Raw genomic sequence first — 24904 nt, 5'->3', positions numbered from 1 at the left:
ATCCTATCTATGAAATTTGCTTCAGCTGTACCCATAGCCGAACGGGATCGTCTTGTCCTGAAACAAGCCGGCTTACCAGAAACGACGAAAGTTTATTTGAATTTACCTGCAGAAGCATTGGTCGAAAAAGCCCTGCTGAACGGGGAAGGCGTACTAGCCAATACAAAAGCCCTCATGTGTGACACGGGTGTTTTTACGGGTCGCTCGCCAAAAGATAAATACATCGTTCGGGATGAAATGACCGCCGAAACCGTCTGGTGGGGCAGCGTTAATCATCCTTTGGAAGAATCGCATTTTGAGACCTTACACCAGGATATGCTCACGTTCCTGGACGAGAAAACTGTGTATGTTCGCTACGCTCAGGCTTGTGCACTGGCCGAAGAACAGGTATCGGTTTGCATCATTACCACGCAAGCCTGGCATAACCTCTTCTGCCACCACCTGTTCATTCGCCCGGATCAAAAGGCTATTGCCCAGTTTTCACCCGACTGGACCATTTTGAATATTCCCGAATTCAAAGCAGATCCCGCCGTTCACGGCACCCGTAGCGGCAATTTCACCATCATTGATTTCAGCCGAAAAATCGTCCTGATCGGTGGTACGGGCTACGCGGGTGAGATGAAAAAGGGCATTTTCTCCGTGCTGAATTATACCCTTCCCCAGAAAGGCATCTTATCCATGCACTGCTCCGCCAATGTGGGAGAAAAAGGTGATACGGCTCTATTTTTTGGCTTGTCAGGCACGGGAAAAACAACGCTTTCGGCAGACCCCAATCGTCAGTTAATCGGGGACGATGAGCATGGCTGGGCCAAGGAGAAGGTATTTAATATCGAGGGCGGCTGCTACGCCAAAGTCATTGATCTGACGCAGGAAAAAGAACCGGAGATTTATGGAGCCATCCGGGAGAATTCTATTCTCGAAAACACCCGCTTTTTTCCGGGAACGAAGGAGGTCAATTACGAGGATAATTCCGTGACGGATAACACCCGTACCGCTTACCCGCTGCCTTTTATTGACAATGCTCTCATTCCTTCCGTCGGAAACTCGCCCCAGCACATCTTCTTTCTTACGGCGGATGCCTTTGGGGTACTCCCACCGATTTCACGCCTGACGACCGAACAGGCGATGTATTATTTTATTTCAGGATTTACTTCCAAACTGGCCGGAACCGAAGTCGGTGTGAAAGAACCGCAACCTACATTTTCGGCCTGCTTTGGGGCGGCTTTCCTCCCACTGCATCCTTCCCGTTATGCTACGTTGCTGGGGGAAAAATTACAGCAAAATCAGGTCAATGTCTGGCTGATTAATACCGGCTGGGTAGGTGGCTCGTACGGGGTTGGCGAACGGATTAAACTCCGCTGTACCCGAGCCATGATTACGGCAGCGATGCAGGGCGAGCTGGATCAGGTAGCCTTTCAGTCTTTCGCTCCTTTTCATCTGTCCATTCCGCTCGAATGCCCCCATGTTCCGTCCGAACTTTTGAATCCCCGAGAAAACTGGTCCGACCCGATTGCCTACGATCATCAGGCCCGTCTGTTAGCCCAGGCTTTCCAGGAAAACTATCAGCAATACCAATCGGATGCTACTCCGGCCATTACTCAGGCAGGGCCCATCCTTGATTAATTCTACGTCTTCGCACGCAGCGGCGACTGGTCGCAAGCTTTTCAATTCTAATCCTTAATACTATGAAAAAGTGGTTCAGTAATTTGACATTCTGGGTTTTAACGGCCATTACGGCGGGTATACTTCTGGGTCATTTCAAACCGGAATGGGCCTTGCTAAAAGTACTCGATGAACCGCTCAAGGGCCGATTCATGGGGCAAGAGTTAAGCATTGGCACTACCCTTAGTGAGGTATTCAGTGGCCTTTTTATCAGTACCGTCAAACTCTTCATTAACCCTATTATTTTCCTGACAATTACCCTCGGCATCGTCAGTATGGGTGACCTGAAAAAAGTAGGCAAAGTAGGAGCCAAAGCCTTGCTGTATTTTGAAGTAGTTACTACCCTGGCCCTGGTGATCGGCGTGGTGATTGCAAATCTCATTAAGCCGGGTCATGGCGTGGTGACCAATCAGGTCAAAGGTGGGGATATTTCGAAATACACCCAGAAAAGTGCGGACTTTAGCTGGCTCCATTTTCTCCAGGATAACGTAACGCTGCAAGTATTGATTGTAGCGATTCTGGCGGGCGTTCTGTTCAGTCAGTTACGTTCCAAGGACGTGATTGTGGCTGGAATGAATCGGGTGTCTAAAGTTGTTTTTAAAGGACTGCATAAAGTCATGTTACTGGCCCCCATTGGAGCGTTTGGTGGAATGGCCTATACGATTGGCAAGTACGGGCTGGAAACCCTCTTTCCTTTAGCCAAACTGATGGGTACGGTTTATACCACGATGGCCTTGTTTATCTTCGGTGTGCTGGGTATGATTTTACGTTCGTGTGATATCCGAATCGTGGATTTTCTCCGGTATATCCGGGCGGAATTGCTAATCGTACTGGGGACCTCCTCGTCGGAATCTGCCTTACCCTCATTAATGGAAAAACTGGAAAGAATGGGCTGTGCCAAACCCGTGGTAGGACTGGTCGTACCTGCGGGTTATTCATTCAACCTTGACGGTACCACGATTTACCTGTCGATGGCGACCCTGTTCCTGGCTCAGGTGTTCAACGTTGACTTAAGCATGACTCAACTCCTCACGATCATCGGTATTCTTATGGTTACTTCCAAAGGAGCCGCCGGGGTAACCGGAAGTGGATTTGTTGTACTGGCTTCTACGCTGACGGCGGTAAAAGTGATCCCCATTGAGGGACTGGCTCTCTTACTTGGGGTGGACCGCTTCATGTCAGAAGCCCGCAGTATCACCAACTTTATTGGTAATGGCGTAGCCACCATCTGGATCGCTAATCACGAAAAAGCTCTGGACCGTGAGCAAATGAACCGGGCGTTTGGGCTTGTTCCTGAAAAGGCATCCACGGTTGCGTCTGACACGCCCACCCGCCCTTCGGCAGTGGTGTTGAACAAATAGAACGGTATTGACTTTCACCCAAAACTTAACAATAGTTGTATGCAAGCTGCTGTAACCGTACCTTCCGTAGGCATCACCCTGGATCGGTTTATTCTCCGAAAACAGAAAACGTTTCCGTCTGCCACCGGCGATTTATCCCAGGTACTGCGGGATATTGCCCTGGCCGGTAAAATCATTAATCGTGAAATCAATCGTTTTGGTCTGGCTGATATTACGGGAGATACGGCTACTGATAACATTCAGGGAGAAATTCAGCAAAAGCTGGACTGGATCGCTCACGTCCGTTTCATCCGGGCACTCGTCAACGGCGGCGAAGTATGTGGTATCATTTCGGAAGAAGAAGCTGGTATTATAGACACGGGTAACCCGGAAGGGAAATACGTCATCGCGATGGACCCCCTGGATGGTTCCTCCAACATTGATGCAAACGTAGCCATCGGTACAATCTTCTCGGTCTATCGACGGGTTTCGCCGCTGGGTACTTCGCCCACCGTCGAGGACTTTCTGCAAGGCGGTCGGCAGCAGGTAGCCGCAGGGTATATTCTCTATGGCTCTTCCACCATGCTGGTGTATTCAACCGGTTGCGGAGTCGATGGATTTACCTATGAACCTACGTTGGGGGAATACATCCTTTCGCACCCTAACCTGACTTTCCCGGCTTATAGCAAGACTTTTTCCTGTAATGAAAGTAACCAGCGGGATTTTCCACCCTTTGTGGTGCAACGGATTCAGGAATTTTACCAGCAGCGATTCAGCAGTCGTTACATCGGTTCTTTTGTGGCTGATTTTCATCGAAATCTGATCAAAGGAGGCATTTACCTGTATCCACCTACGCAAACCCATATTCAGGGAAAGTTACGATTGATTTATGAATGTTACCCCATGGCTTTTCTCGCCGAACAAGCCGGAGGTAAAGCCATTGACGGACAACAGCCCATTCTAGACATCATCCCTAACCGATTCCACCAGCGTACGCCCTTATACATTGGCTCCTCCCACCTGGTAGACTATTTCGAGATTCCTTCTTAACGATAATCCAATCGTTTTACTGCCATTTGTTGCTGGCACCTCAGGCGAGCGTGTCTCCGTATCGCTTTATCTAATTAAAAATATAATTTATCAAATATTTAATATAATTATTATGAAATACATTTTTCTTCTTCTACTGACTTTCAGTGCATATACGGGTATGGCTCAACTGGCCTTGAATTCCGTAGTGTCTCTGGACACACTTCACTCGTCGAGACCCATTCAGGCTGTTTCGGGCAAAGATACAGCCCGCGTGAAACCATCCATTCGCCCTGTCACTCCCCCCTACGAAGGGCTGAAAATCAAACTTAGCCCCGATGGAGCTAAGTACCTGGCCTTTAATCTGTGGAGTCAGGTATGGATTCGTTCCATTGAAAACAATCCGGGAACGCTCGTAAATGGAATTCCGCAGGATCATGTCTGGGACGTCAGCCTTCGCCGTACCCGGGTTCGGGTCATCGGACAGATGTCGCCGCGTTATTTATTTGTCATTCAGTTTGGGATGAACAACCAGTCTTTTAACAGCGGTGGTGGCACTGGTACCGGAGCCAACGGTCTAGGTAAAAAGCCTCCGCTTTTCTTTCAGGATGCTTACAGTGAATTTGTAGTGGTTCCCGCTCTAAACCCGGTTACTAAAAAACCGGCTGACTTTTCACTATCCATGGGAGCCGGGCTGCACGCCTGGAATGGCGTCAGTCGCCTGACCAGTCCGGGTATCACCAGCAGTCTCACACTGGACGTACCCATTTTCCAGTGGCCCAATATTGAAGTCTCTGACCAGTTCAGCCGTCAGTTAGGCGTTTTTGCCAAGGGCATGTGGAAGAATATAGCGTACCGTTTTCATGTCAACAAACCTTTCACCACTACGCTGACCCCCAGCGTTGGTGGGGCAGCCGTTGATAACAATCAGGATGGGAAACCGGCCTACGGGGGCTACGTTAATTACCAGTTCAAGGATAAAGAAAGTTTGCTAACAGCCTTTTTCCCCGGTACGTATCTGGGTTCCAAAAATGTCTTCAACATTGGACTCGGCTTTTACTATAATAAAAATGCAACCCTCTCCCAACCCGAAGCGAATGTTTTCAGGAAACACGATGAACTGACGCTAGCGATGGATGTCTTTTGGGATCGACCCATTGGCGATCCGGCCAAACGGATGGCCGTGTCGATTTACGGCGGCCTGTATCGGTACGAATTTGGGCCCAACTACATTCGCACTTCAGGTATCATGAATCCCGGTACAGTGAATCCTAATTTTACTGAACAACGAGCCGCAGAAGGCCCCGGCAATGCCCGGTATCTATCCGGCACGGGTACGCTTACTTACACCCAGCTAGGTTTTGTTCTTCCACAATTCACCTCAGCCGTGCGTGTTCAACCTTACGTTGCTCACAGTTACAAAGATTTGCAAGCTCTTCGGCAGCCGGGCCACTACTATAACATTGGTACTGCTTTTCTACTGGACAGTCATCAGGCTAAAATTACGGTCGAATACAATAGTCGTCCGCTGTACAGCCCGGTAACCAAACAGATCTTTTCCCGAGCGGGTGAACTCATCGCCATGGTGCAGGTATCGCTGTAAGACTTTAGCTACGGTTTACTTTAGGGTTAGTTTAGAACTTGAATGCTAAAACGTCAAACCTGTAAGAACCTTACAAACCTGCTATACTCAGCCTATGCAATGGCGATTTTATAAGTTGCCGGAAGCCTGTATTTTTCATCACAAAGCATGGAAATATTTACTTAAACTTCTTAAACTATAGTACTATTTGCATATTTAGTTTACATTTAACGTCATAATCAAGTATGTAAACTTTTTCAACTAGTACGTTGGCAGCCCTGAATCGCTGGAGTGATGCAGAATTATCGCAAGCTCTGCAAGAAAATAATCGAGCCGCTTTTTCTGAAATTTACGAACGGTACTGGAAGCCTCTCTACCGAGCGGCTTACCAGAAAACACGTTCCAAAGAAACTGCCGAGGAATTGGTCCAGGATCTCTTTGTCAGTCTTTGGCAACGCAGAGAAACGGTTCAGATTCAGGAGCTGAAACGTTATTTGTTTACCGCCCTTAAGTTCTCAATCATCCGACTGATTGAATCCGAGCAGGTTCACGAAAAGTTTGTTAGCTATTATCAGTCCTTTCTGGCTACGGAAGACCGGGATACGGAAGAACTACTGGATTTCCAGGATTTGTCAGAAGCCATTGAACGAAATCTTCGGGAATTGCCTGAGAAATCACAGGAGGTCTTTCGACTCAGTCGTTTCGAACAGCTTTCCATACCCGAAATAGCCCAGCGACTTCAGGTGAGCGAAAAAGCCGTTGAGTATCACCTTACCCGGGTACTCAAGCACTTACGCACGCACTTACACGAAATAGCTTTGGGGCTGATGCTCGGCCTTTGGAGATGATCCCCTTTGCTGATCCAACTCTTGGTATTGGATTTATCTTTTACAGCGTTTTGATTAAACATACGATTCGGTTCGCTTCTTCAAAACCAAGCTTCTGGTGGAAGGCCAGACTTTCTGCATTGTCCAGTTCCGTATCCGAAGCCATTTCCTGGCAGTGTTTTTCCCGAGCCCAGCCCTCTCCTGCCTGCATCAGGTACCGACCAATGCCCTGGTGCTGAAATTCCGGTTTTACGTATAAGCCTTCTACATAAGCCACTGGTGAGTGCGAAGCTCCCTCCACGTAATCCGTTCGGAGTGTCAGATGAATGAATCCGAAATAGCTTGTTCCTTCTTTCGCCAGGTAACAAACTTCATCGGTAGCCGTAAGCAGACGCTGGTAACTCTCCCGCTCCTCTTCAAACGAGCATTCCGGCCATAGGGCTACTACTAGGTTGACTAATTCGTTAAGGCTATCGGCAGAAACGGATTCGATGGACATCAGGAGGATAATTTTTATGAAAGACGACCGAAGGTAAGGATTTAGAAGACATTAGTGACATCGGTTGCGAACGAACGGAAATCCGTACTTCAGGCAGGCTTCCCTTGTGACCTGGTTGCCTGACGCATATACCAGATCATCATCACCACTCCCAATACCGAAGGGCCTAGCTGGCTATAGGGCTGACATTGTGGTAACACGTTTCCCGCAAAGGCAGATAATAAGGCACTAAAGGCCGAGAGCATTTTATAAATGTGTTCGTACAGCCACCCGCCTTTCAGGGATTCATGCAACCAGTAATGTTTGACCAGATCGTAAGTAGTCACCAGCGATAACGCTCCAAAGGTGGAGTAAATCACGGACGGATTCCAGCTCGCGTCCGAGGTTTTGGCAATACCTAGAAAAAATAATCCAGAAGTAAAGGCCAGTAATGCACAAGCCACATCACGCGTGGAACTACGCTTTTCGCGAAGCCTGACGATCCGCCATCCGGCATAACTCACGTAACCCGCCAGCAGCGTAAGCATGACCAGAAACGGACTGGCTCGAAATAGAATTGCCCCCATTAATCCCGTTCCCACGACTACACTGATGGCATACAAAAAGTAACGGCCAAACCGGGTATGCGGCCCCCGCTTTTTAGGAGCCCTTAGGGCAACTACGCCGAGTCCCATCGCGGCCAGACCAAAAGAGATGTGAATGATTAGGTTAATGGAATGAAGAGTCTCCATCGAAAAGCTTTTAAAAGTGAAAGCCCTAAATTGCCGTCCTTTTCTCCTGATTACCTGTTTTCTGTGACCAGATGATTTAGCTAGTGACCAAGTTCTTTCGTCAATATTTACTTCCAAACCACCCAGACCAGCTGTAACTTGCCTGCATGGAGAAAGTCTTTCGTTCAGTCGTCGTTCGTAACCTGCTGGGTCTGCTGGCTTTGTTGGGTGTGCATTACGTGTCAGACCGGTATTACTTACAGCAACGAATGGGCATGAATCAGTTGCTACCCTACCTTTTTCTGCTGGGCTTATACGGCTGGCTGGTTTTTCATAACCGAGTCCTCTTCGAACGTTTTTACCTCCAGCAACGCAAACGCCAATATATACGCTGGACGCTGCTCATTATGAGTCTTAACACGCTAAGCATGTATGGCTTTCTAACGCTGCAATTTCAGGTTACCCACCCGCTTCCCCCGATCCTCAGCTTCTGGGTACATACCCTGGCGGGCTTTGGCATTTACGCTTTTTATCGCAGTACGCTGGGCATTCCAACTCCCCTGAAATCCAATCTGCCGAAAGTAATACCCCCGGTGGATTCGGGTGAGTTCATCTGTACGGTGGACGGCGAAAAGCAGATGATTCCCTACGAAGAAATCCGGTATCTGGAAAGTCTGGAAAATTATGTAAAGGTCGTCACACCCCGAAAAACGCACGTAACCCGACTGACGATGAAGGAAGCCGAGGAGCGATTACCCAAACCAACCTTCGTACGCATCAGTCGCTCGCACCTGATTAATACTTCACACGTGGAGATGCTGGAAGCGGATAGCATCACCGTTAGCGGAAAAAGTTTGAAAATTGGAAAGGTTTATAAACGGTACGTGAGCGAGTTTCTGACGGAGACTGGGGTAAGCTGAGTGGGAGTTGCTACAATGAATCCTATTTTTCTTTTCGTGCTCTCATCTACTTAATTCCCTTGATTTCGTAATTGCTCGGTTTTGCTGAGTGACGAACTAACAAGTAGGTGTATACTATACCTAATGGGTCATGAAAAGACCTATCTTATCTAATTTTTTGGGGGTACTTCACTAATCGGCAGTAATGGTAGAGGAACACCTTTCCCAGCCTGTCATGCACAGCCAAACAATGCAGCTTACTTCGAATAGCTAATCACTTCGTTAGCTTTAGATTCATACCTATTATCTTACTACTAATCAATCATCCCATTATTCAGGCAATAAAATAAATCTACCTAATCTATTTTTCCTATTGATACATAGCATTAAATAAACACTATCATCAAATGATGAATAATTAGTATACTACCTATTAGAGCAATCCAACCAAACCATTTTTAGAAACTAAAATATAATTATTTAAGGACTTATTTGACCTACTTTTAACTAAGTATTTTTACATAAAAAATTGGTGGTAAAGTAACAAACTAGCCTCTATAGTCATATTAAAATTGATTTAAAATATATTTTTTTGAATCTAATAAAGCACGTTAAGTATATTTACCTAATTCTATTTATGTGTAGTACTAAAACAGTTATTTAGTACTTCTACTAAGTAAATGTTAGACCTATAAAAAACCTATTTATAATCTATAATTTTAATAATTACTTAATATAAATTTAGAGTTAACTATTCATAACTTTACCATTCCCAAAACTGAATTTTATAAATCAATCACAAACATGTGTTTCTTCACAAAAGTTGTCCGCCATGTTCTTTTCTTTTTACTTGCTTTAAACGGAACCATACTAGCACAAAGTTTACCCGTAGTTAACGTAGATGTATGTGTGTATGGAGGAACCTCTGCTGGTATTATTGCTGCCTACACGGCCCAGAAACTAGGCAAATCAGTCATTTTAGTGGAACCTACTACCCACCTAGGAGGTCTAACAACAGGAGGACTTGGCTACACTGATGTAGGCAAAACTGAAAGTATACAAGGCCTAGCCAGAGATTTTTATAATAGGGTTGGGGCCATTTATGGTCAAAAAGTAGCACAATTTTCGTTTGAGCCTAAGGTTGCGAAAAAAGTCTTTTCTTATTACTTGCAAGACCTGCACGTTCAAACGAATTATCGCTTGCAAAGCGTAGCAAAATCAGGCAATGTCATAAAAAGCATTACAGTACAGAACGTATTAGTATCAGGTAAAACCCAACAAATCAATGCATCCATATTTATGGATTGTAGCTACGAAGGCGATTTGATGGCAAAGTCAGGAGTAAGTTACACATACGGTCGAGAGGCAATTACGACTTATAAAGAAAAATATAATGGAGTACAGATAACACTCACTCATCAATTTCCAGACCACGTTGATCCCTATAAAATTCCAGGCAATGCCTCTTCAGGACTGGTATGGGGAGTAAGCGACAAACCTCTCGCGACAATTGGCACGGCCGATAATAAAATTCAGGCCTATAATTTTAGGTTATGTTTAACCAACAACTCTTCAAATTCCATACCCTTCACTCGTCCCTCAGATTACGATGCTAGTAAATATGAGCTATTACTGAGGCTGATGGCAGCTCAGCCAGAGAAAACTTCCCTTAATGATTACTTTATTTGGAATCCATTACCTAATAAAAAAGTGGATCTTAATAATGCGGGTGGTTTTTCTACAGATATGATTGGTATGAATTACAACTATGTAGAAGGCTCTCCTGAAGAAAGAAAAGACATAATAGCAGCCCATGAGTCGTATACGAAAGGCCTTTTGTATTTTTTTGGAAATGATTCACGCGTACCTGCTACTTTGCGAAAACAGATGCAACAGTGGGGATACGCGAAAGATGAGTTCACAGACAATGGCAATTGGACACCTCAACTTTATATCAGAGAGAGCCGAAGGATGGTAAGTGACTATGTCATGACCGAAGCCAACTGTATGGGTACTGTAAATATAGATGATGAGGTTGCTCAGGGTTCGTACGCAATGGATTCTCATAATTGTCAGCGAATAGTGTATGTGAAGGGAGGTAAAGCAATGGTGAAAAATGCAGGAGATATACAGATTGCCCTAAACAAACCCTATGGTATTTCGTATCGATCAATTGTACCTCGTCAGAAAGAATGTCAGAATTTACTAGTTCCCGTTTGTCTCTCTGCAAGCCACATTGCTTATGGATCTATTCGTATGGAGCCTGTATTTATGATGCTAGGTCAGGCAGCTGGCGTAGCTGCTGTAATGGCTGTTATTAAGAAAGAGGCAGTTCAAACCATTAATATACAAACATTACAAGAAGAGCTTACAATGAATCCCTTAGTGGAACGTACGTTAGAAAATCTAACTCCCCTTCCTCTACGTTGGATTTATTTTAACGCACAACTTGATCCAGAGGGCATTTTACTAAAATGGGCAACTTCTTACGAAAGGAATACACAAAAATTTTTCATTCAATATTCATTTGATTCCTTAGACTTCGAAACTGTTGATATAGTTAATGCATCAGGTAATAGTATTATGAAACAAGAATACTCATATTTAGATAAAAAGACCGCATGGTATAATAAAAAAGTAATTTATTATAGATTAAAGCAGGTGGATATGGATGGTAAATTTACTTATTCAAATATAATATCAATAAATCCAGCCATTGATAACGAGGTAATATCTATCAAAGCCTATCCTAACCCATTTAATGATAATATTAGTATTGAACTATCTCATGCGCCCACAAGCCTGGACGATAATAATGTCACTCTATATACCCAGGATGGCAGGCAGGTTTATCATAAAAAAATAAATGAAATAACATTACCAGCAATTTCAATAAATGATTTATCAACACTAAGACCTGGTTATTATCTAATGAATGTAATAATAAATCAAAGGAGGTATACTTTAAAAATGATTAAAATATAAATCTATTAGCTTATTTGGAATTCTGAGTACTTGAATAAATTTATATTATCCAGTTTTAGTGATTGGCTTAATTATCTAAGTAGGTATGAATAACGATAAGCAGAGAGTATGAATTTACTTTTAGTTAATTCATTAATATTCAATAGATAACACAATACGTTATGCAGATTGAACGATGATTTGACTGGTTATCAATTAACTGATAACCAGTCAAATACTTTTAATACTATACGGGTCTTGAACAAATAAGCAGGAATCATGAAATGTTTCAGATGCTTACTGGATATTCAAATTATAACACCTGACTGATCGTTAATAGACTCTTATGAAAACCATCTGCACAACGGGTACCTATAATCTTAACTTGTCTTAAAACCCAAACTTACAATAAGTTAATATTATACAATAACTACCTATTTTATATCTTTACTAATGTGTTTCTATAGATAGATAAGAAATACTAAAATTCAAAACTATTCTTACTCGGACCAGTAATAAATACTAGGTAATATCAGAATAATCAACTCTTTGAATAAACGTCATTCCCTTTATTTCCATAAATGTGCAAGAGTTAAATTGCCCATTTAGAGGATTACTATTAAATATACTTATACATAACCTATTTTCAAACCATACATATTATATTTGGGCATTAGCCCATCATTAATTCTGCACTGCCATGTATCATTTTCATCATTCGTTCCCTATTCTTTATCGCTTTTGAACTAGCTCTTATTCTAGTAGGGAATTGACTCCTTTTAGTCAACGGATAACATTCTAATTCGTTATTTATAGTCTTGTTTTTAGTAAGGACTTAGTGCTATACATAGCTCTTACTGACTTACTATTTCATTATTTATCGAGCCTTCTATTTAGTAAAACCTTCTTATTTTATCGTAAACTTTAGATTTCTATTGTATGGGAACTACTTTTACCTGCTCTTCAGTCAAAGCACTCATCCAGACTTCCTTGCTTACCAGTATTTTCTTTCTGTTAGCCTTGGTGACTACATCTTGGGGTCAAACTAGAATATATGTAAGACCCGATGATGGACGTTCCATCAAAGATGGAACGTCTTGGCAAACAGCTTTTGATCACTTACAACTTCAGAAGGCTATCGATAAAGCACAAGCGGGTCAACAAGTATGGGTTGCGTCAGGTACCTATAAGCCCACGGCAGGAACGAATGCTGACCTTTCTTTTCAAATGAAGAATGGAGTGGAGATGTATGGCGGATTTTGGGGAACAGAGTCGACTCTGGAGCAACGCCCGGCCATCTCTTACGAAAACCCTTCTACATCTGTACTAAGTGGAGAGATAGGCGACCTTACCAAGCGAGAAGATAATACGCGTCACGTTATTATGAATCGTTACTTGTCTGCTAGCTCTGTACTTGATGGGTTCATCATTCGGGATGGCTACTCCTTGGATGATGGAGCAGGGATGTATAACGCTAGTAGTTATACTACAGTACGTAATTGTGGATTTACGAACAATGTAGCCAAACGAGATGGAGGGGCAATTTGCACTACTAATATTAGCTCGAATTCTGGATATGGACCTGATTTTTATAATTGTTGGTTTCGTAGTAATTCTGCTAAACAAGGCGGTGTTATAGCTCATTTTAGTGACAACTCATGCAGATTTGTCAATTCTGTTTTCATAGATAATACGGCGATAAATGGAGGGGTTGTTGTATCGTTTAAAACGGTAAAGTTTAATAATTGCACGATTGTAAACAATTCTGCTACTTCAGGAGGGGTGGATTATGGCTCTTGTTACCGTGATTATCTCAACTGTATTATTTGGAATAATGGCGGAGCTAATACCTTTTATTATTATGCTCATCCTGCATTGGGCGGATGCGATAATTATTATTTTGATTTTAAAATAATAGGTACTTTAACAAACTGTATTGTCCAACCAGAGGTGTCTAGCTATACAAATGGAAATATAGGTAATATACAAACAGAGTTTTCTCCTTTTGCAAACCTTCGAAGCGGCAATCTATATTTAAACACTTGTTCCAAAGCTCTGGACGCAGGCATCCCGGCAAGAGCGAATCATCTTCCGGCTGGTAAAACGGATATTGCAGGTAACCCCCGTAATCAGACAAAGGCTATAGATATAGGTGCTTTTGAAGGATTTGATCCTTCTTCCACATCAACCACGCCCGTTCCGCCAGCCATTATAAGCCAGCCATTAGCTAACATCCTATGCTTATCAGACAGTTCAGCTAGAATAGCAGTAGTCGCCACTGGGACGGATCTGCACTATCAGTGGAAAAAGAACAATTTACTCATTGGTACGGATAGTTCCGTACTTATACTGCCCAAAGCTAACTACCAACCAGCGAACGTATATAGCGTAGACGTTATAGGCTCATGTGCAAAGGTGAGCTCTCAGCCTTTTAGTTTAATTGGTTCACCTGTAACTTTTACTAACACAGGTATTAGCTGCCAAAGTAAAACCTCTACTTTGACTGTGTTACCTACGGGACAACAGTATGCCTTCAGTAATGAAAATAACGTATTTAAAGCGTCAAATATCGCTAGTGCTACCAGTCCCGGCACCTACCAGGTTAGTGTACGCTCGAGTAATGGTTGTACAGTAACCGCGGAAACAAAAGTTATCTTATCAAGCGGTACCTCACAGGATATTATTTATGTCAAAACTGGGGGCAGTGGACTAGGATGCGATTGGTCTTCCCCATTAGGCACCTTACAGGATGCTTTAAAAACGGCTGTGTCAGGGCAACAGATATGGGTAGCTGCTGGAACCTACAAACCGACAGAAGATGCTAATACATCGGCTTCTTTCGAGATAAATAGAGGAGTAAAGGTATATGGTGGTTTTTTAGGTACAGAAACGTCATTAGATCAACGCCCTGCTATCAACTACAATCACCCTTCACAGTCGATTCTTAGCGGAAATATTGGCAATCCTGATGACATGAAGGATAACTCTCGACGCATTCTTCATGTGTTCCCAAAAACTGATGACGATGAAAACTCAGTCTTTTTAGATGGTTTTATCATTCGAGATGGCTATAGTGAAAATGGAGGACCAGGTCTATACTCAGATAGACTTAATACCCTTATTCGTAACTGCTGGTTTACAAATAATCAATCTTTTAGTGAAGGTGGTAGTATAGTATCCATTGCAAGCACCAATTTTGAAAAGTGCTGGTTTACTAACAATAGAAGTACTAATTCTGGGGGTGCTGTTTATTGTGGAAACAATGGTAATTTTAATTTTTACAATTGCCTACTTATAAATAACACAAGTGAAGGTAGTGGAGGTGCAATTGCTATAGCTGATTATGCTAACTTAACAATCTATAATTGTACATTCATTAATAATCGAGCCAGACTGGGGGGAGCAACAAGTGCTGTCATGTTCAGTTATGGTTTTGCAACTAATTGCATTTTTTGGAATAATGGGTTACGAAACACTTTTTATAACGAAAATGGTAAATATGGAGGATATATTTATATAGATTATAGTTTTCTTGAAATGCCCTTAGCAGATGTTAATAATCCAAAACACAACGTATTTTCCAACGATTCTCCTTTTGTTGACATTGATCATGGATATTTGCAACTAGCCCAAACTTCTCCGGCAGTAAATACGGGATCAACCGTGCAATCTTGGAATAACCCTTCAAGTACTGATTTAGCGGGTAATTTAAGAGTAATAGGGCCTGCTATTGATATGGGTGCCTTTGAGTTACAATCCCAATCGTCATTACCAGTAACTTTGACGCAATTTAATGCATATCTGTTGCCAGCCCCAGTCAAAGTTACGCTTAACTGGCAGACCGTTTGGCAAAAAAATACATCACGCTTCGAAGTTCAGAAAAGCTACGATGGTCAGGAGTTTTTTACGATTGGTCAGGTCTTTACTCAGTCTACACAGGAAACTAAACAGACCCAACTATACCATTTCGAGGATTTTACAATCCCACTAACTATCTCAGTTATATATTACCGCTTAAAAATTGTGGATCAGGACACCACATTCACGTATTCTCATATCAAAGCCGTCTCTTTGGAAAATCCTGCTCCTTTTTTAGTGGTCGCAAGTCCCACCACCAATCAAAGTATAAAACTTTGGATGACTGGCTATGAACTAAAAGATTTACAATTAACATCCTTGAGCGGACAACTTATTCCCACATCAGCGTTCACCAACTCGGATGGCAGCATTCAATTAAAAACCGACCAACTATTAAAAACGGGTATCTACATTCTTTCCGCTGGCTATGGTGTAATCCAAAAGAGTCAACGTATTGTAATTCAGTAAAGAAATTTTAAATCTATTAAGCGTATAATCTCACATCGTAACTGCTCCGATTGGCTAATTAACCGTAAGAAGGTTGAGCAAAGCGTCAACCAGACCCCCAACAAAAAAGGTAATCGCAGCCAGCTACGATTACCTTTTTTATTACCCTAAACTCAATTCTTTAATACGTATACCGAATGGTTACACCATACATCCGTTGGTCGCCTACGATGCCAGCGTATTGGCCGTAGCTACCGGGAGCGGCTAGTAACATTTCGTAGTAGTTCTTATTGAATACGTTGCGAGCCCAGGCAAAGAACGACAATCCATTAGAACCGCGGAAACCTAAACGGCCATTGGTCAGCGAATAACCGTCAATGTTCAGGTATTGCGAAGGTGAAGGACTCGACGAGAATTTCGAGCGATAGAATACGTCGATGCCCAGGAAGTAGTTACCCTTCAGGCCAAGGAATGTACCATTCGTATGGGTCTCACCCCCTACTGATCCCGACCACTTTGAGATGCCCGGTAACACTCCCCCCGAAATGTCCTTGAAGGCTTGAGCTCCGCCCACTTCTTCCAGTGGCACGGGAGCATTCGTGAATTTCAGGTATTTACCATCCGTATACGCCAGAGCAGCATTCAGATTTAATTTCGTAAAACGGATGCTTCCGTCCAATTCCGCACCCTGCACACGAACTTTCTCGGCATTCGCCAGATACCCCCGGTTTACCCCTGGTTCCGGTGTTTGTACTTGCGTCTGGAAATCGCGGATGTCCGAACGATAGAAGGTCAGGTTCAGAATGGAGTTTAATGAAGGCTTCGTTTTTACTCCAAATTCCTTATGATCTACGTATTCGGGCTTTACGTTGGCCAGTTCAATCAACGTCTGGCCGTTCGCCGTTGGCAGGCCACCTACGTTTACGCCAATGGGCTTATAACCAATGGAATAAGTGGCATATGCATTAAACTTACTATTGGCTTTATACTGCAAGGAAATCTGCCCTGAGAAATTACCCTGATCGTAATCGGTGTTAAAGGCCTGATCGGTGTATACCAGCCGTTTCAGAGCCAACAGAGCGGCATCCGTCGTTTGCAGACCACCGTAAGTCACACGGTTATAATCCACTACTTTTTTATCGTAGTTGTACCGAACGCCGGGTTGCAGGTGTAACTTATCGGTAATAGACCAGTCGGCCTGAGCAAATACGGCTAAGCTGGTGCTACGAATGCGGTTTGTTGTACGGATACCGAAGTTATCAAACAGACCGGGTGTTTTCCAGAGGGCACTGGTGGTGCTTTGGGCAAACCGCCACTGAGCCGAACCTGCCTCTTCCGTCTGTACGGGATCGGATTTCAGATCCTGCCACAGGCCGAATAAACCTACTACGCCACTCAGTTTCGGTGAGATTTTACCCGAATAGCGAATCTCCTGCGACCACTGATCATGGGCTGAGTTACCCGAAGAAATTGTAAACACGGGCAGACCGATGTAATCGCGGTCGTTCAGAGGAACCCACTTCCAGTAACGCCAGGCCGTCGTAGAGGTCAGCGTTCCGTTTCCGATTTTAATATCCGCATTGACCGAAACACCCCCTAACTGGTTGTCTGCTTTGGAAGGCGTGTCAAGGTCCACTTTACGTTCAAAGGCACTCTTGTAAGGTAAGGTATAACCCAGATCAGCAATGATGTTATTGAACTGACGATAAGCCGCCCGTTTTGTCGGAACAACACCCGCTACGGGCCAGCCGTATCCATTGGGTTTTTGATCCGAAATGTCACCAATCAGCGTAATTTTTACGTTATCCGTCGGCGTGTATAAAAACTGGCCACGAACGCCAATGTTATTGATGTCGTTGATGGGAAGTTGCGTATGTACGTTGTAAAATAAGCCATTCCGCTGCGTTCCGGTAAACGACAAACGAGCGGCCAGTTTCTTACTCAGTGGCCCCGTTAAAGAGGCTTTAGCTTGTACGAAACCGTAGTTACCGTAGCTTAATTCGGCATTAGCTCCGGGCGTGAAGCTGGCTCCGCGAGTGGTAATGTTAAAGGCACCCGCCGTGGTATTCTTGCCAAACAGCGTTCCTTGAGGGCCGCGTAATACTTCAATACGGTCAATATCAATGAAATCCAGAGCCGTAGCCGCCGGACGAGCATAGTATACTCCATCTACGTAGAAGCCCACGCCGGGGTCAATACCATCGTTTGTTAAGCCGTAGGTAGAACCTAAACCCCGGATGTTTAGCGTAGTATTACGAGCATTGGATACGTATAACTGTACCGTAGGCACCAGCTCTTTCAGACGGTTTACGTTAAAAGCTCCCGCGTCTTCTGCAGTAGATCCACGAATGACCGAAATGGGGATAGGCACTTCCTGAGCCGATTCCTGCCGACGGCGAGACGAAATAATCACGTCTTCGAGTTTATTCGCTGCCTGTTCGAGGGAAATGGTCACCTGCCGATCTCGAACGACTATTTCTTTCTGAGTATAACCAATGAAGGATACGATCAGTGTGAAAGGTAATTTTTGGCCGGTTCTTAAATTAAACTGACCATTCCCATCGGTGCTGGCTCCATTGGTGGTGCCTTTGATAATGACCGTAGCTCCTACTAAGGGCTCGCCCGAAGTGGCATCCAGAACAGTACCCGAGACGGTGGCGTTAATAATGGGCTGTTCCTGAGCTTGGGAAGAAAAAAACGTCAATACTAAACTGACGGTTAGAAGTATAGTTGTAGCAATAGCTCTCATAAGAGAATGAAACGTCGTAAGGACAGATGATGATTGGGATGAAATAAGGAAAAGGCTGAAGGCTCAGCAATGATTTCAGAGTGTGCTCAACAATAAGGTATAATTCGTGGCTTCATGAATGGCTTTTGAAAGGTCCGGCACAAAACTAACAATTTAAATTATAAAGTATATAGATTTAGTAGACTTTATAATCTAAATTATGTCACTTTTATCCATCCATTATTTTCGATTACTACCATTCTGGTGCAGGATTCTATCCTGTACCAGATGCGAGCCCATCACCTTATAATTTATATGAGTAGTATCACCTCTAATATAGGCTGTCCTTTTCCGTAATAATTCCGAGCTGAAATGTATAACCAATCCTCCGAATGTTCTACAAGAACCCGCCCTCACGGGGTTTTGATGCAGATAGGTACGCTTCTGCTTCGTTAATTCAGGCGAAATTAATGCAATCGAATGTACCCCGTTCTGCCAGAACTGATACTTCATATTAGAAGAATTCTTGCGTCCAGCTCGTTCAAACATCCATAGCATCCAATCCTTTCGACTTTCCTTCGGATTTTTAGCAATGGCGTTTAAAATTTGTTTAGCCGTAAACTGTTTTAAGTCCCTGAATATACCGTCCAGCCTTTTTTCTTTTGAGCCAACGATGACATGTACATGATTAGTCATGAGGCAAAAGGCCTATAACTCCAGCCCTTTCTTGTTCTGAAAATACCTCAAACTTTCAATAATAATATCCCGGTATTCATTTCTGGTTAGGGCATCAATCCAGTAAATGGTCGTGAACGTAATAAAGTAAAGCTCAGTGGAGTCGTGAAATTTGTATTTCCTACTCATTTCTATAGTCAACCTGAAAATAACTCTTCTTCTCAGCCTCTATAATGCTGTTTGATAAGTTAGGCTCTAGGGCAATTGGACACTGCTTTATTTTATAGAGATTATTAAAATGACACCTTGCACCAGTAAACGCTGCCTTGCACACTCCTTTGAATTTTATACTTTTACCTCCATGAAAAGAGAAGATTTATCGAGCTTCTACGAGCGAATTAATTATACCACTCAGGAGCAAGTTTCTGCCGAACGTTCGCACATCAATTTATTCGAACGGGCTAGTTGCCAGGGCATGCATCCCTACTCCCGGCGGGATTACTATAAGGTTACACTCATTATTGGAGAAGGTCGACTGGAATACGCCAACCGTACCATTAATATTGACCGTCCGGCTTTGCTGTTTTCCAATCCGCTGATTCCTTATCTGTGGCAACCCTTATCGCAGGAACAGGAAGGGTGGTTCTGTATTTTCAATAAGGCTTTCGTTCATCAGCGGGACGAACTTCTGACGGAATTGCCCATGTTTCAGTTGGACGGACAGCATATATATTTCCCCGAGGAATCAGTCGTCAACGAAATTTCGGAGCTTTTTCGAAAGATGATGGCTGAAAATCAGTCAACGTATCCCTTTAAACAGGATGTGTTGCGTAGTTATCTTCACCTTATTGTACATCAGGCTCTGAAAATGCAGCCTGTGAATGACTACGAGCCACCGCTGAATGCTTCTTCCCGCATTACGTCCCTTTTTCTGGAATTACTGGAACGACAGTTTCCCATCGACTCCATGCAAAACCAGCTTCAGTTACGCTCGGCTACGGATTTTGCCCGCCAGCTTTCTGTTCACACCAATCACCTGAACCGGGCCGTTCGTGAAATAACAGGCAAAACCACAACCGAACATATTGCCTCCCGAATCATCGTGGAAGCCAACGAACTGCTCACCCACAGCGACTGGTCCGTAGCCGAAATTGCCAGTTCACTGGGTTTCGAATATGCCAGCTACTTCAATAATTTTTACAAGAAAGCTACGGGAAAAACACCCCGGGAAGTTCGAATGGGCTGTGTTTGAATTTTATAATTTTTCGTTTGAATCTTCTTTTTCTCCCGTTGTAATCCGCTCTACTTTTGCCGCAGTCACTACAAAACACATAAGTCATGGATTACAGAGCTTTAGGAAACACCGGAGAAAAACTATCCGCAATTGGACTAGGCTGTATGGGGATGAGCTTCGCCTACGGCCCTACCGATGAACAGCAAAGCATCGCTACCCTGGAGCGAGCCCTTGAAAGGGGTATCAATTTCTGGGATACGGCTGACATGTACGGCAACGGAGCTAACGAAGAGTTGCTATCAAAACTGTTGACTTCGCACCGCGATCAGATTTTCATCGCTACCAAGTTCGGTTTTCGCTTTAAAGACGGAATCGCCCGCAGCAGTGCCGCAGCAGGAACCTATTTTGATGGATCGCCTGAGTGGGTAAAAACTGCCGTAGAAGCGAGTCTGAAACGTCTGAAGATTGATACCATCGATTTATACTATGCCCACCGCGTGGACCCAAACGTACCCATTGAGGAAACGGTAGGTGCCATGGCAGACTTGGTGCAAGCGGGTAAGGTACGTTACATTGGTCTTTCGGAGGCTTCAGCGGCATCCATCCGCAAGGCCCATCAGGTGCATCCCATCACTGCCCTGCAATCCGAATACTCGCTCCTAAGCAGAGATTTGGAAACGGAAATTTTACCAACCATTCGTGAACTAGGCATTACACTGGTTCCCTACTCGCCACTGGCTCGGGGCCTATTTGATAACATTACCCAAGCCGATCAGCTCGCTCCAGACGATTTTCGTCGTTCCATCCCTCGTTATCAGGCAGAATACCTGGACAATAACCGCAAGTTGGCCGAAGGTTTACAGCAACTCGCTGCCGAGAAAGGGTTGAAAGGCACGCAGCTAGCTCTAGCCTGGGTATTAGCTCAGGGCGAGGATATCATACCTATTCCCGGCACCAAACGGATTAACTATCTCGAAGAAAACATTGCAGCTTCCGAAGTACAGCTTTCCGCTGAAGATTTACAACGCATCGAAACGCTCCTCAAACAATACCCGAATACGGGTGAGCGATACAGCGAAGGGTCGATGAAACTGGTAAACCATTAATAGTTACTCCATCGTAACCAACAAAAAAGGATAATTGCATCGTCTGCAATTATCCTTTTTTGTTTACTCCATTCGACAAGTGTAAAAATGCTTTATTTTCAATGGTACAGGATTGGAATCCTGTACCAATAGTTCGCACTTCCATCCTACGGTTTCCCAATCACTACTTCATCAATATAAAACCGTGTGGGTGACGTGGGAATATCTGCATTGGGTAACGGCGGATCGTTAGTTTCATTGGGCGTTTGCCGATTGGGTAAATTTCGGTAGGCTCCCGTTCGAAGCGATAGACGTTCAATGGATTTCACTGCCTCCGCTAGCTGAGCTTTCGTAAGGACGATTTTTCCATTGATTTTTACCGAAAAATAGCCCTTCAACGTCGCCAGGGTTTGTACTTCCAGGTCGTACCACTGCCCTTTCTGGTATTCCTGTAGAACTTTCTCGGTGTTACCATCGGTGGCGATGATCTGATTTTTTTCGTTAAAACGAAGGCGAACGGGACGATTGCCGTACTGATCCGTCAGATCAATTTCCAACACCCCGGTATTACTGGGGTCTGCGTATACTTTTAGTTTCGTCGTTAGATGCGTGCCTTCTTCGAATACCCGAATGGCCCGGGCATAATCGTACAAGTCCTTGTCTTCCAGTAACAGACTTTTACCCGATTTTCCGGGCGTCTTCGCTACTGATACCGGAGCCCACTTCGGAGCATAGATGTTCCAGTTTGGCACCGCCCCATCCAGTTCTAACTGGTCAAAGTGATCTTTAACGGTCCCTTTCACTGCGTAAGTAACGGGCGTTGGAATCCGGCTGATCCAGATATCTTCTTTATTCATGCTGTAACTCAGCCACATATCATTTCCCGGCGGGTTACCATTGCCTTCCTCAATGCCCCGCATGTAGCAGGGCCCAAAATCTTTCCAGCGACCCGTAAACCGACGGACGGGTAACTCCCCCTGCACCAGTAACATATCATCGAAAATGATTCCATCGTCACCCGTAATCACCACCAGTGGGAAACGATACTGCGTCTGTTCGATGGGGTTATAACTAATGGCATAACGACCATCGTCCGTTTTCTGTCCCCATTGTTTCCCCCCTGACATAAGCAGAGTCGGTACTTTTACGGGTTTGGAGAAGGTTTTTCCTTCATCGGAAGAAAGAGCCGTTAATGATTTTTTCCAGAGAGCCACTACTTTCCCGTCTTTGCGGTGGTAATAGGACAAAGCTTGTCCGGCTTCCTTTCCTCCATAAAAACCATCCAGTCCGTGATCCTCGTCGTACCACTGAAAATTCATTAGCTGATCTTTCAGCAGATCGTCGCAGGCTTTGACAAAACCCGCATCCGTCGATTTTTTATAGAAGGGATAACTTGTGTTTGACTCATTCCAGTCAGCGTGGCTCGTATAACGAATGAAGTAAATCGGGCCGAAAGAACCGTCTTTATAGACTTCCCGTACCACCCGGCCAATGCCGCCTTTTCCGAAGGGATCTTCCGTGTGACCGTAAAAAGCCAACACTAATAAACGCCCATCGGGGGCAACGTAAAAGCCCATCCGCTGATGCATCATGTAGCCTTTGTAACCCTTAGGAATTTCTACACCTTTCGGAGCCTGATAGGGCGGAAAAACTACCTGTGGCTTATTCCAGTGGCGACCATCGCTGGAGGTCATCAGAAGCGTTTGTCCCGGAGCCACATGCTCGTCTACGGGGTTACTGAGGTATTGCTGAAAAAAGGTATTGTTCCAGTAACAGAGGTTTGAAGCATGGTTATACGTCCAGCCGTAACCATCGGATTCTTCGGGATGGGTGCGGTTAGCCCGCATGGTTTGTCGATTTTCGGTGCCGATGGCATACCGAAGTCGGCCTTCGTGCAGACTGGGATCTACGGTTACTCCACCCACATAACGAACTGGCTCCTGCGGACTTCCCGTCTGAGCCTGTCCCAACTGAGTCAGGCCCAGGGCCGCTCCCAGCATCATAACTGAACGTTTCATAATCAGGAAAGAACCCTAAAACGGCTTTATACTCGATTCAGGGCATTTTTTAATCACAAAAAAAGCCCTGACTAAATTCAGGGCTTTCTACACAATCGTCTTGCTTATATCTTTCGCCAACCGACTTTCTTGAGGTAATTTGCATACTTGCGAAAGGTCGGTTCAGTCACTTCACTTAGTCCTAAAGAACCTCTGAGCATACCGGATCGATGATTGCCTTCCACAAAATACTCGCAACCGGGCTCTACATCCAGGGTTACCTGTTCACGTAATCTTGGCACAATGGTTAAGCCGCTCAGGGCTGTCTCGATATGCACCGTCCCCGGTTCCAGTTTTAGGGCCATGCTGCCCCAGTTGTCCAGTTTACCGATGTACTTACCATTAATCCAAATCTTGAAACGACGGAAAAAAGCTTTTTTCTCCCCTACTCGATACAGATAGATGGTCGCTTCCTGGGCGGGCAGATCCTCTTCAGGTTTGCCCCAAACTAAGCCCGAAAGCCAGGAAAGTGGATGAAGCGTCTCGTCCATACTCGTTATGATTAATTCTATTCGTCATTTAAAGGTACAAAGTGGGAATGGGAATAAAAAAATATTCCTCTCTATAATACCAACGAACCTTTCTGAAGAATGTTTGCCTAACGTTGAATCCGAACGCTGCTCATGCGTCTGATGAGCGAATCAGCCGCAAAATAGTTAGCTTCAGGTTCGAGATCAGGCAGAGCCTTAGGAGTGGTAGCTCCGCCCAGGCGTAAAATACGGATGGTCACCTCGCCAACACCTTTTCCCAGAAACCCAAGCAATCTGGCCCCTGTTTCCGATAGGTCAATCAAACGATGATGCCTGTAAGGCCCTCGATCATTGATCCGAACAATAATCGATTTTTTGTTATCGGGATTAATGACTTCAATGAGCGAATTAAACGGTAAGGTTTTGTGGGCGGCGGTTAGGAAAGACTGGTTAAAGAGCTCGCCCGCGGCGGTTTTCTTACCTTCAAACTTTGAGTGATAAATTGACGCCAGGCCCGTTATCTCCGCCACACCCTGAGCTTTTGCTTTGCAAAAAGTCATACAACTCAACAGAGCCGAAATCTTCAATACTGGTAGTTTCATGCCAAATATGGGGGTTTCGGTAAGCAGCACAAAAATGGCTCGGATTGACTGAACTGCCAAATTATTATTCCGAGCATTCTTTATTACGCATGGTAATTGCCTTAAGTTCAGCTATATACTATAACTGATTCTGGACCTATTTAGTATAATTAACTTTAAAATATTCAATTTTCTTTGTAATCATTCATTCTCGCATTCAAAACCTCCTTTTTGCCATTCATATAATTATTACCATA

At 44.2% G+C, this 24904-nt stretch carries 18 protein-coding genes; 10 read left to right on the top strand and 8 right to left on the bottom strand.

From position 1 onward, the window contains the following. Window positions 1–9 precede the first annotated feature (9 nt). The 5 genes from pckA (at window position 10) to QE390_RS14045 (ending at window position 6461) form a co-directional block, all read left to right on the top strand. A complete protein-coding gene (gene pckA / locus QE390_RS14065; protein WP_307142596.1) occupies window positions 10–1623 on the top strand; it encodes a phosphoenolpyruvate carboxykinase (ATP) in 1614 nt (537 codons plus the stop codon). Between the two features lie 62 nt (window positions 1624–1685). Beyond that, window positions 1686–3023, top strand: coding sequence for a cation:dicarboxylate symporter family transporter (locus QE390_RS14060; protein WP_307142595.1), 1338 nt, complete (start codon window positions 1686–1688; stop codon window positions 3021–3023). 39 nt (window positions 3024–3062) lie between these two features. Beyond that, the gene (fbp, locus tag QE390_RS14055) at window positions 3063–4052 is read left to right on the top strand and encodes a class 1 fructose-bisphosphatase (RefSeq protein WP_307142594.1); all 990 of its coding nucleotides are present in this window, start codon (window positions 3063–3065) and stop codon (window positions 4050–4052) included. A gap of 112 nt (window positions 4053–4164) precedes the next feature. Then, the gene (locus QE390_RS14050) at window positions 4165–5634 is read left to right on the top strand and encodes a porin (protein ID WP_307142593.1); all 1470 of its coding nucleotides are present in this window, start codon (window positions 4165–4167) and stop codon (window positions 5632–5634) included. Window positions 5635–5882: 248 nt separating this feature from the next. Next, window positions 5883–6461 (top strand): RNA polymerase sigma-70 factor, encoded by a 579-nt coding sequence (locus QE390_RS14045; protein WP_106635552.1) that lies wholly within the window; start codon window positions 5883–5885, stop codon window positions 6459–6461. 40 nt (window positions 6462–6501) lie between these two features. Here the strand turns inward: QE390_RS14045 and aac(6') are convergent, their stop codons facing one another. Both aac(6') and QE390_RS14035 read right to left on the bottom strand, forming a co-directional pair. Further along, on the bottom strand, window positions 6502–6939 hold the full coding sequence (aac(6'), locus tag QE390_RS14040) for an aminoglycoside 6'-N-acetyltransferase (protein WP_307142592.1): 438 nt from the start codon (window positions 6937–6939) through the stop codon (window positions 6502–6504). An 89-nt stretch (window positions 6940–7028) separates the two neighbouring features. After that, window positions 7029–7670: a hypothetical protein gene (locus tag QE390_RS14035; RefSeq protein WP_307142591.1), complete on the bottom strand. Its 642-nt coding sequence runs from the start codon at window positions 7668–7670 to the stop codon at window positions 7029–7031. Window positions 7671–7816: 146 nt separating this feature from the next. Between QE390_RS14035 and QE390_RS14030 the strand changes: the two genes are divergently transcribed. From QE390_RS14030 to QE390_RS14020, 3 genes are all read left to right on the top strand, one after another. Then, window positions 7817–8569, top strand: a complete 753-nt coding sequence (locus tag QE390_RS14030) for a LytTR family DNA-binding domain-containing protein (protein WP_307142590.1) — start codon at window positions 7817–7819, stop codon at window positions 8567–8569. A 783-nt stretch (window positions 8570–9352) separates the two neighbouring features. Further along, a complete protein-coding gene (locus tag QE390_RS14025) occupies window positions 9353–11533 on the top strand; it encodes an FAD-dependent oxidoreductase (protein ID WP_307142589.1) in 2181 nt (726 codons plus the stop codon). A gap of 918 nt (window positions 11534–12451) precedes the next feature. Further along, window positions 12452–15838, top strand: coding sequence for a T9SS type A sorting domain-containing protein (locus tag QE390_RS14020; protein WP_307142588.1), 3387 nt, complete (start codon window positions 12452–12454; stop codon window positions 15836–15838). Between the two features lie 160 nt (window positions 15839–15998). Here QE390_RS14020 and QE390_RS14015 read toward each other — a convergent pair whose 3' ends face one another. The 3 genes from QE390_RS14015 to QE390_RS14005 all read right to left on the bottom strand — a co-directional run bounded on the left by QE390_RS14015 (window position 15999) and on the right by QE390_RS14005 (window position 19409). Then, entirely contained in the window at window positions 15999–18566 is a 2568-nt protein-coding gene (locus QE390_RS14015; RefSeq protein ID WP_307142587.1) for a TonB-dependent receptor, read from the bottom strand. 219 nt (window positions 18567–18785) lie between these two features. Continuing rightward, window positions 18786–19241 carry a hypothetical protein gene (locus QE390_RS14010; protein ID WP_307142586.1) on the bottom strand — a complete coding sequence of 152 codons (456 nt, stop codon included), beginning with the start codon at window positions 19239–19241 and terminating at the stop codon, window positions 18786–18788. 12 nt (window positions 19242–19253) lie between these two features. Next, the gene (locus tag QE390_RS14005; protein ID WP_307142585.1) at window positions 19254–19409 is read right to left on the bottom strand and encodes a hypothetical protein; all 156 of its coding nucleotides are present in this window, start codon (window positions 19407–19409) and stop codon (window positions 19254–19256) included. A gap of 172 nt (window positions 19410–19581) precedes the next feature. Between QE390_RS14005 and QE390_RS14000 the strand changes: the two genes are divergently transcribed. Together QE390_RS14000 and QE390_RS13995 are read left to right on the top strand one after the other, a co-directional pair. Next, window positions 19582–20472, top strand: a complete 891-nt coding sequence (locus QE390_RS14000) for an AraC family transcriptional regulator (protein WP_106635544.1) — start codon at window positions 19582–19584, stop codon at window positions 20470–20472. A gap of 86 nt (window positions 20473–20558) precedes the next feature. Continuing rightward, a complete protein-coding gene (locus QE390_RS13995) occupies window positions 20559–21560 on the top strand; it encodes an aldo/keto reductase (RefSeq protein WP_307142584.1) in 1002 nt (333 codons plus the stop codon). A gap of 146 nt (window positions 21561–21706) precedes the next feature. Here the strand turns inward: QE390_RS13995 and QE390_RS13990 are convergent, their stop codons facing one another. From QE390_RS13990 to QE390_RS13980, 3 genes are all read right to left on the bottom strand, one after another. Next, window positions 21707–23557: a hypothetical protein gene (locus tag QE390_RS13990; protein ID WP_307142583.1), complete on the bottom strand. Its 1851-nt coding sequence runs from the start codon at window positions 23555–23557 to the stop codon at window positions 21707–21709. Window positions 23558–23661: 104 nt separating this feature from the next. Beyond that, window positions 23662–24087: a DUF2846 domain-containing protein gene (locus QE390_RS13985; RefSeq protein ID WP_106635541.1), complete on the bottom strand. Its 426-nt coding sequence runs from the start codon at window positions 24085–24087 to the stop codon at window positions 23662–23664. Window positions 24088–24194: 107 nt separating this feature from the next. Next, window positions 24195–24668, bottom strand: a complete 474-nt coding sequence (locus tag QE390_RS13980; RefSeq protein ID WP_106635663.1) for a septal ring lytic transglycosylase RlpA family protein — start codon at window positions 24666–24668, stop codon at window positions 24195–24197. Between the last annotated feature and the right edge of the window lie 236 nt (window positions 24669–24904).

The organism is Siphonobacter sp. SORGH_AS_1065 (assembly GCF_030818595.1).
Taxonomy (GTDB): Bacteria; Bacteroidota; Bacteroidia; order Cytophagales; family Spirosomataceae; genus Siphonobacter.
This window is presented reverse-complemented; position numbering and strand designations above follow the sequence as displayed.

Excerpts from the sequence above, each read along its gene's own strand:
- QE390_RS14030 (WP_307142590.1), top strand. The coding sequence starts at position 7,817 with ATGGAGAAAGTCTTTCGTTCAGTCGTCGTTCGTAACCTGCTGGGTCTG.
- QE390_RS14060 (WP_307142595.1), top strand. The coding sequence starts at position 1,686 with ATGAAAAAGTGGTTCAGTAATTTGACATTCTGGGTTTTAACGGCCATT.
- QE390_RS14025 (WP_307142589.1), top strand. The coding sequence starts at position 9,353 with ATGTGTTTCTTCACAAAAGTTGTCCGCCATGTTCTTTTCTTTTTACTT.
- QE390_RS14000 (WP_106635544.1), top strand. The coding sequence starts at position 19,582 with ATGAAAAGAGAAGATTTATCGAGCTTCTACGAGCGAATTAATTATACC.
- QE390_RS13980 (WP_106635663.1), bottom strand. The coding sequence starts at position 24,668 with ATGAAACTACCAGTATTGAAGATTTCGGCTCTGTTGAGTTGTATGACT.
- QE390_RS14005 (WP_307142585.1), bottom strand. The coding sequence starts at position 19,409 with ATGAGTAGGAAATACAAATTTCACGACTCCACTGAGCTTTACTTTATT.
- fbp (WP_307142594.1), top strand. The coding sequence starts at position 3,063 with ATGCAAGCTGCTGTAACCGTACCTTCCGTAGGCATCACCCTGGATCGG.
- QE390_RS14020 (WP_307142588.1), top strand. The coding sequence starts at position 12,452 with ATGGGAACTACTTTTACCTGCTCTTCAGTCAAAGCACTCATCCAGACT.
- QE390_RS14010 (WP_307142586.1), bottom strand. The coding sequence starts at position 19,241 with ATGACTAATCATGTACATGTCATCGTTGGCTCAAAAGAAAAAAGGCTG.
- QE390_RS14035 (WP_307142591.1), bottom strand. The coding sequence starts at position 7,670 with ATGGAGACTCTTCATTCCATTAACCTAATCATTCACATCTCTTTTGGT.
- QE390_RS14015 (WP_307142587.1), bottom strand. The coding sequence starts at position 18,566 with ATGAGAGCTATTGCTACAACTATACTTCTAACCGTCAGTTTAGTATTG.
- QE390_RS14050 (WP_307142593.1), top strand. The coding sequence starts at position 4,165 with ATGAAATACATTTTTCTTCTTCTACTGACTTTCAGTGCATATACGGGT.
- QE390_RS13990 (WP_307142583.1), bottom strand. The coding sequence starts at position 23,557 with ATGAAACGTTCAGTTATGATGCTGGGAGCGGCCCTGGGCCTGACTCAG.
- pckA (WP_307142596.1), top strand. The coding sequence starts at position 10 with ATGAAATTTGCTTCAGCTGTACCCATAGCCGAACGGGATCGTCTTGTC.
- QE390_RS13995 (WP_307142584.1), top strand. The coding sequence starts at position 20,559 with ATGGATTACAGAGCTTTAGGAAACACCGGAGAAAAACTATCCGCAATT.
- QE390_RS13985 (WP_106635541.1), bottom strand. The coding sequence starts at position 24,087 with ATGGACGAGACGCTTCATCCACTTTCCTGGCTTTCGGGCTTAGTTTGG.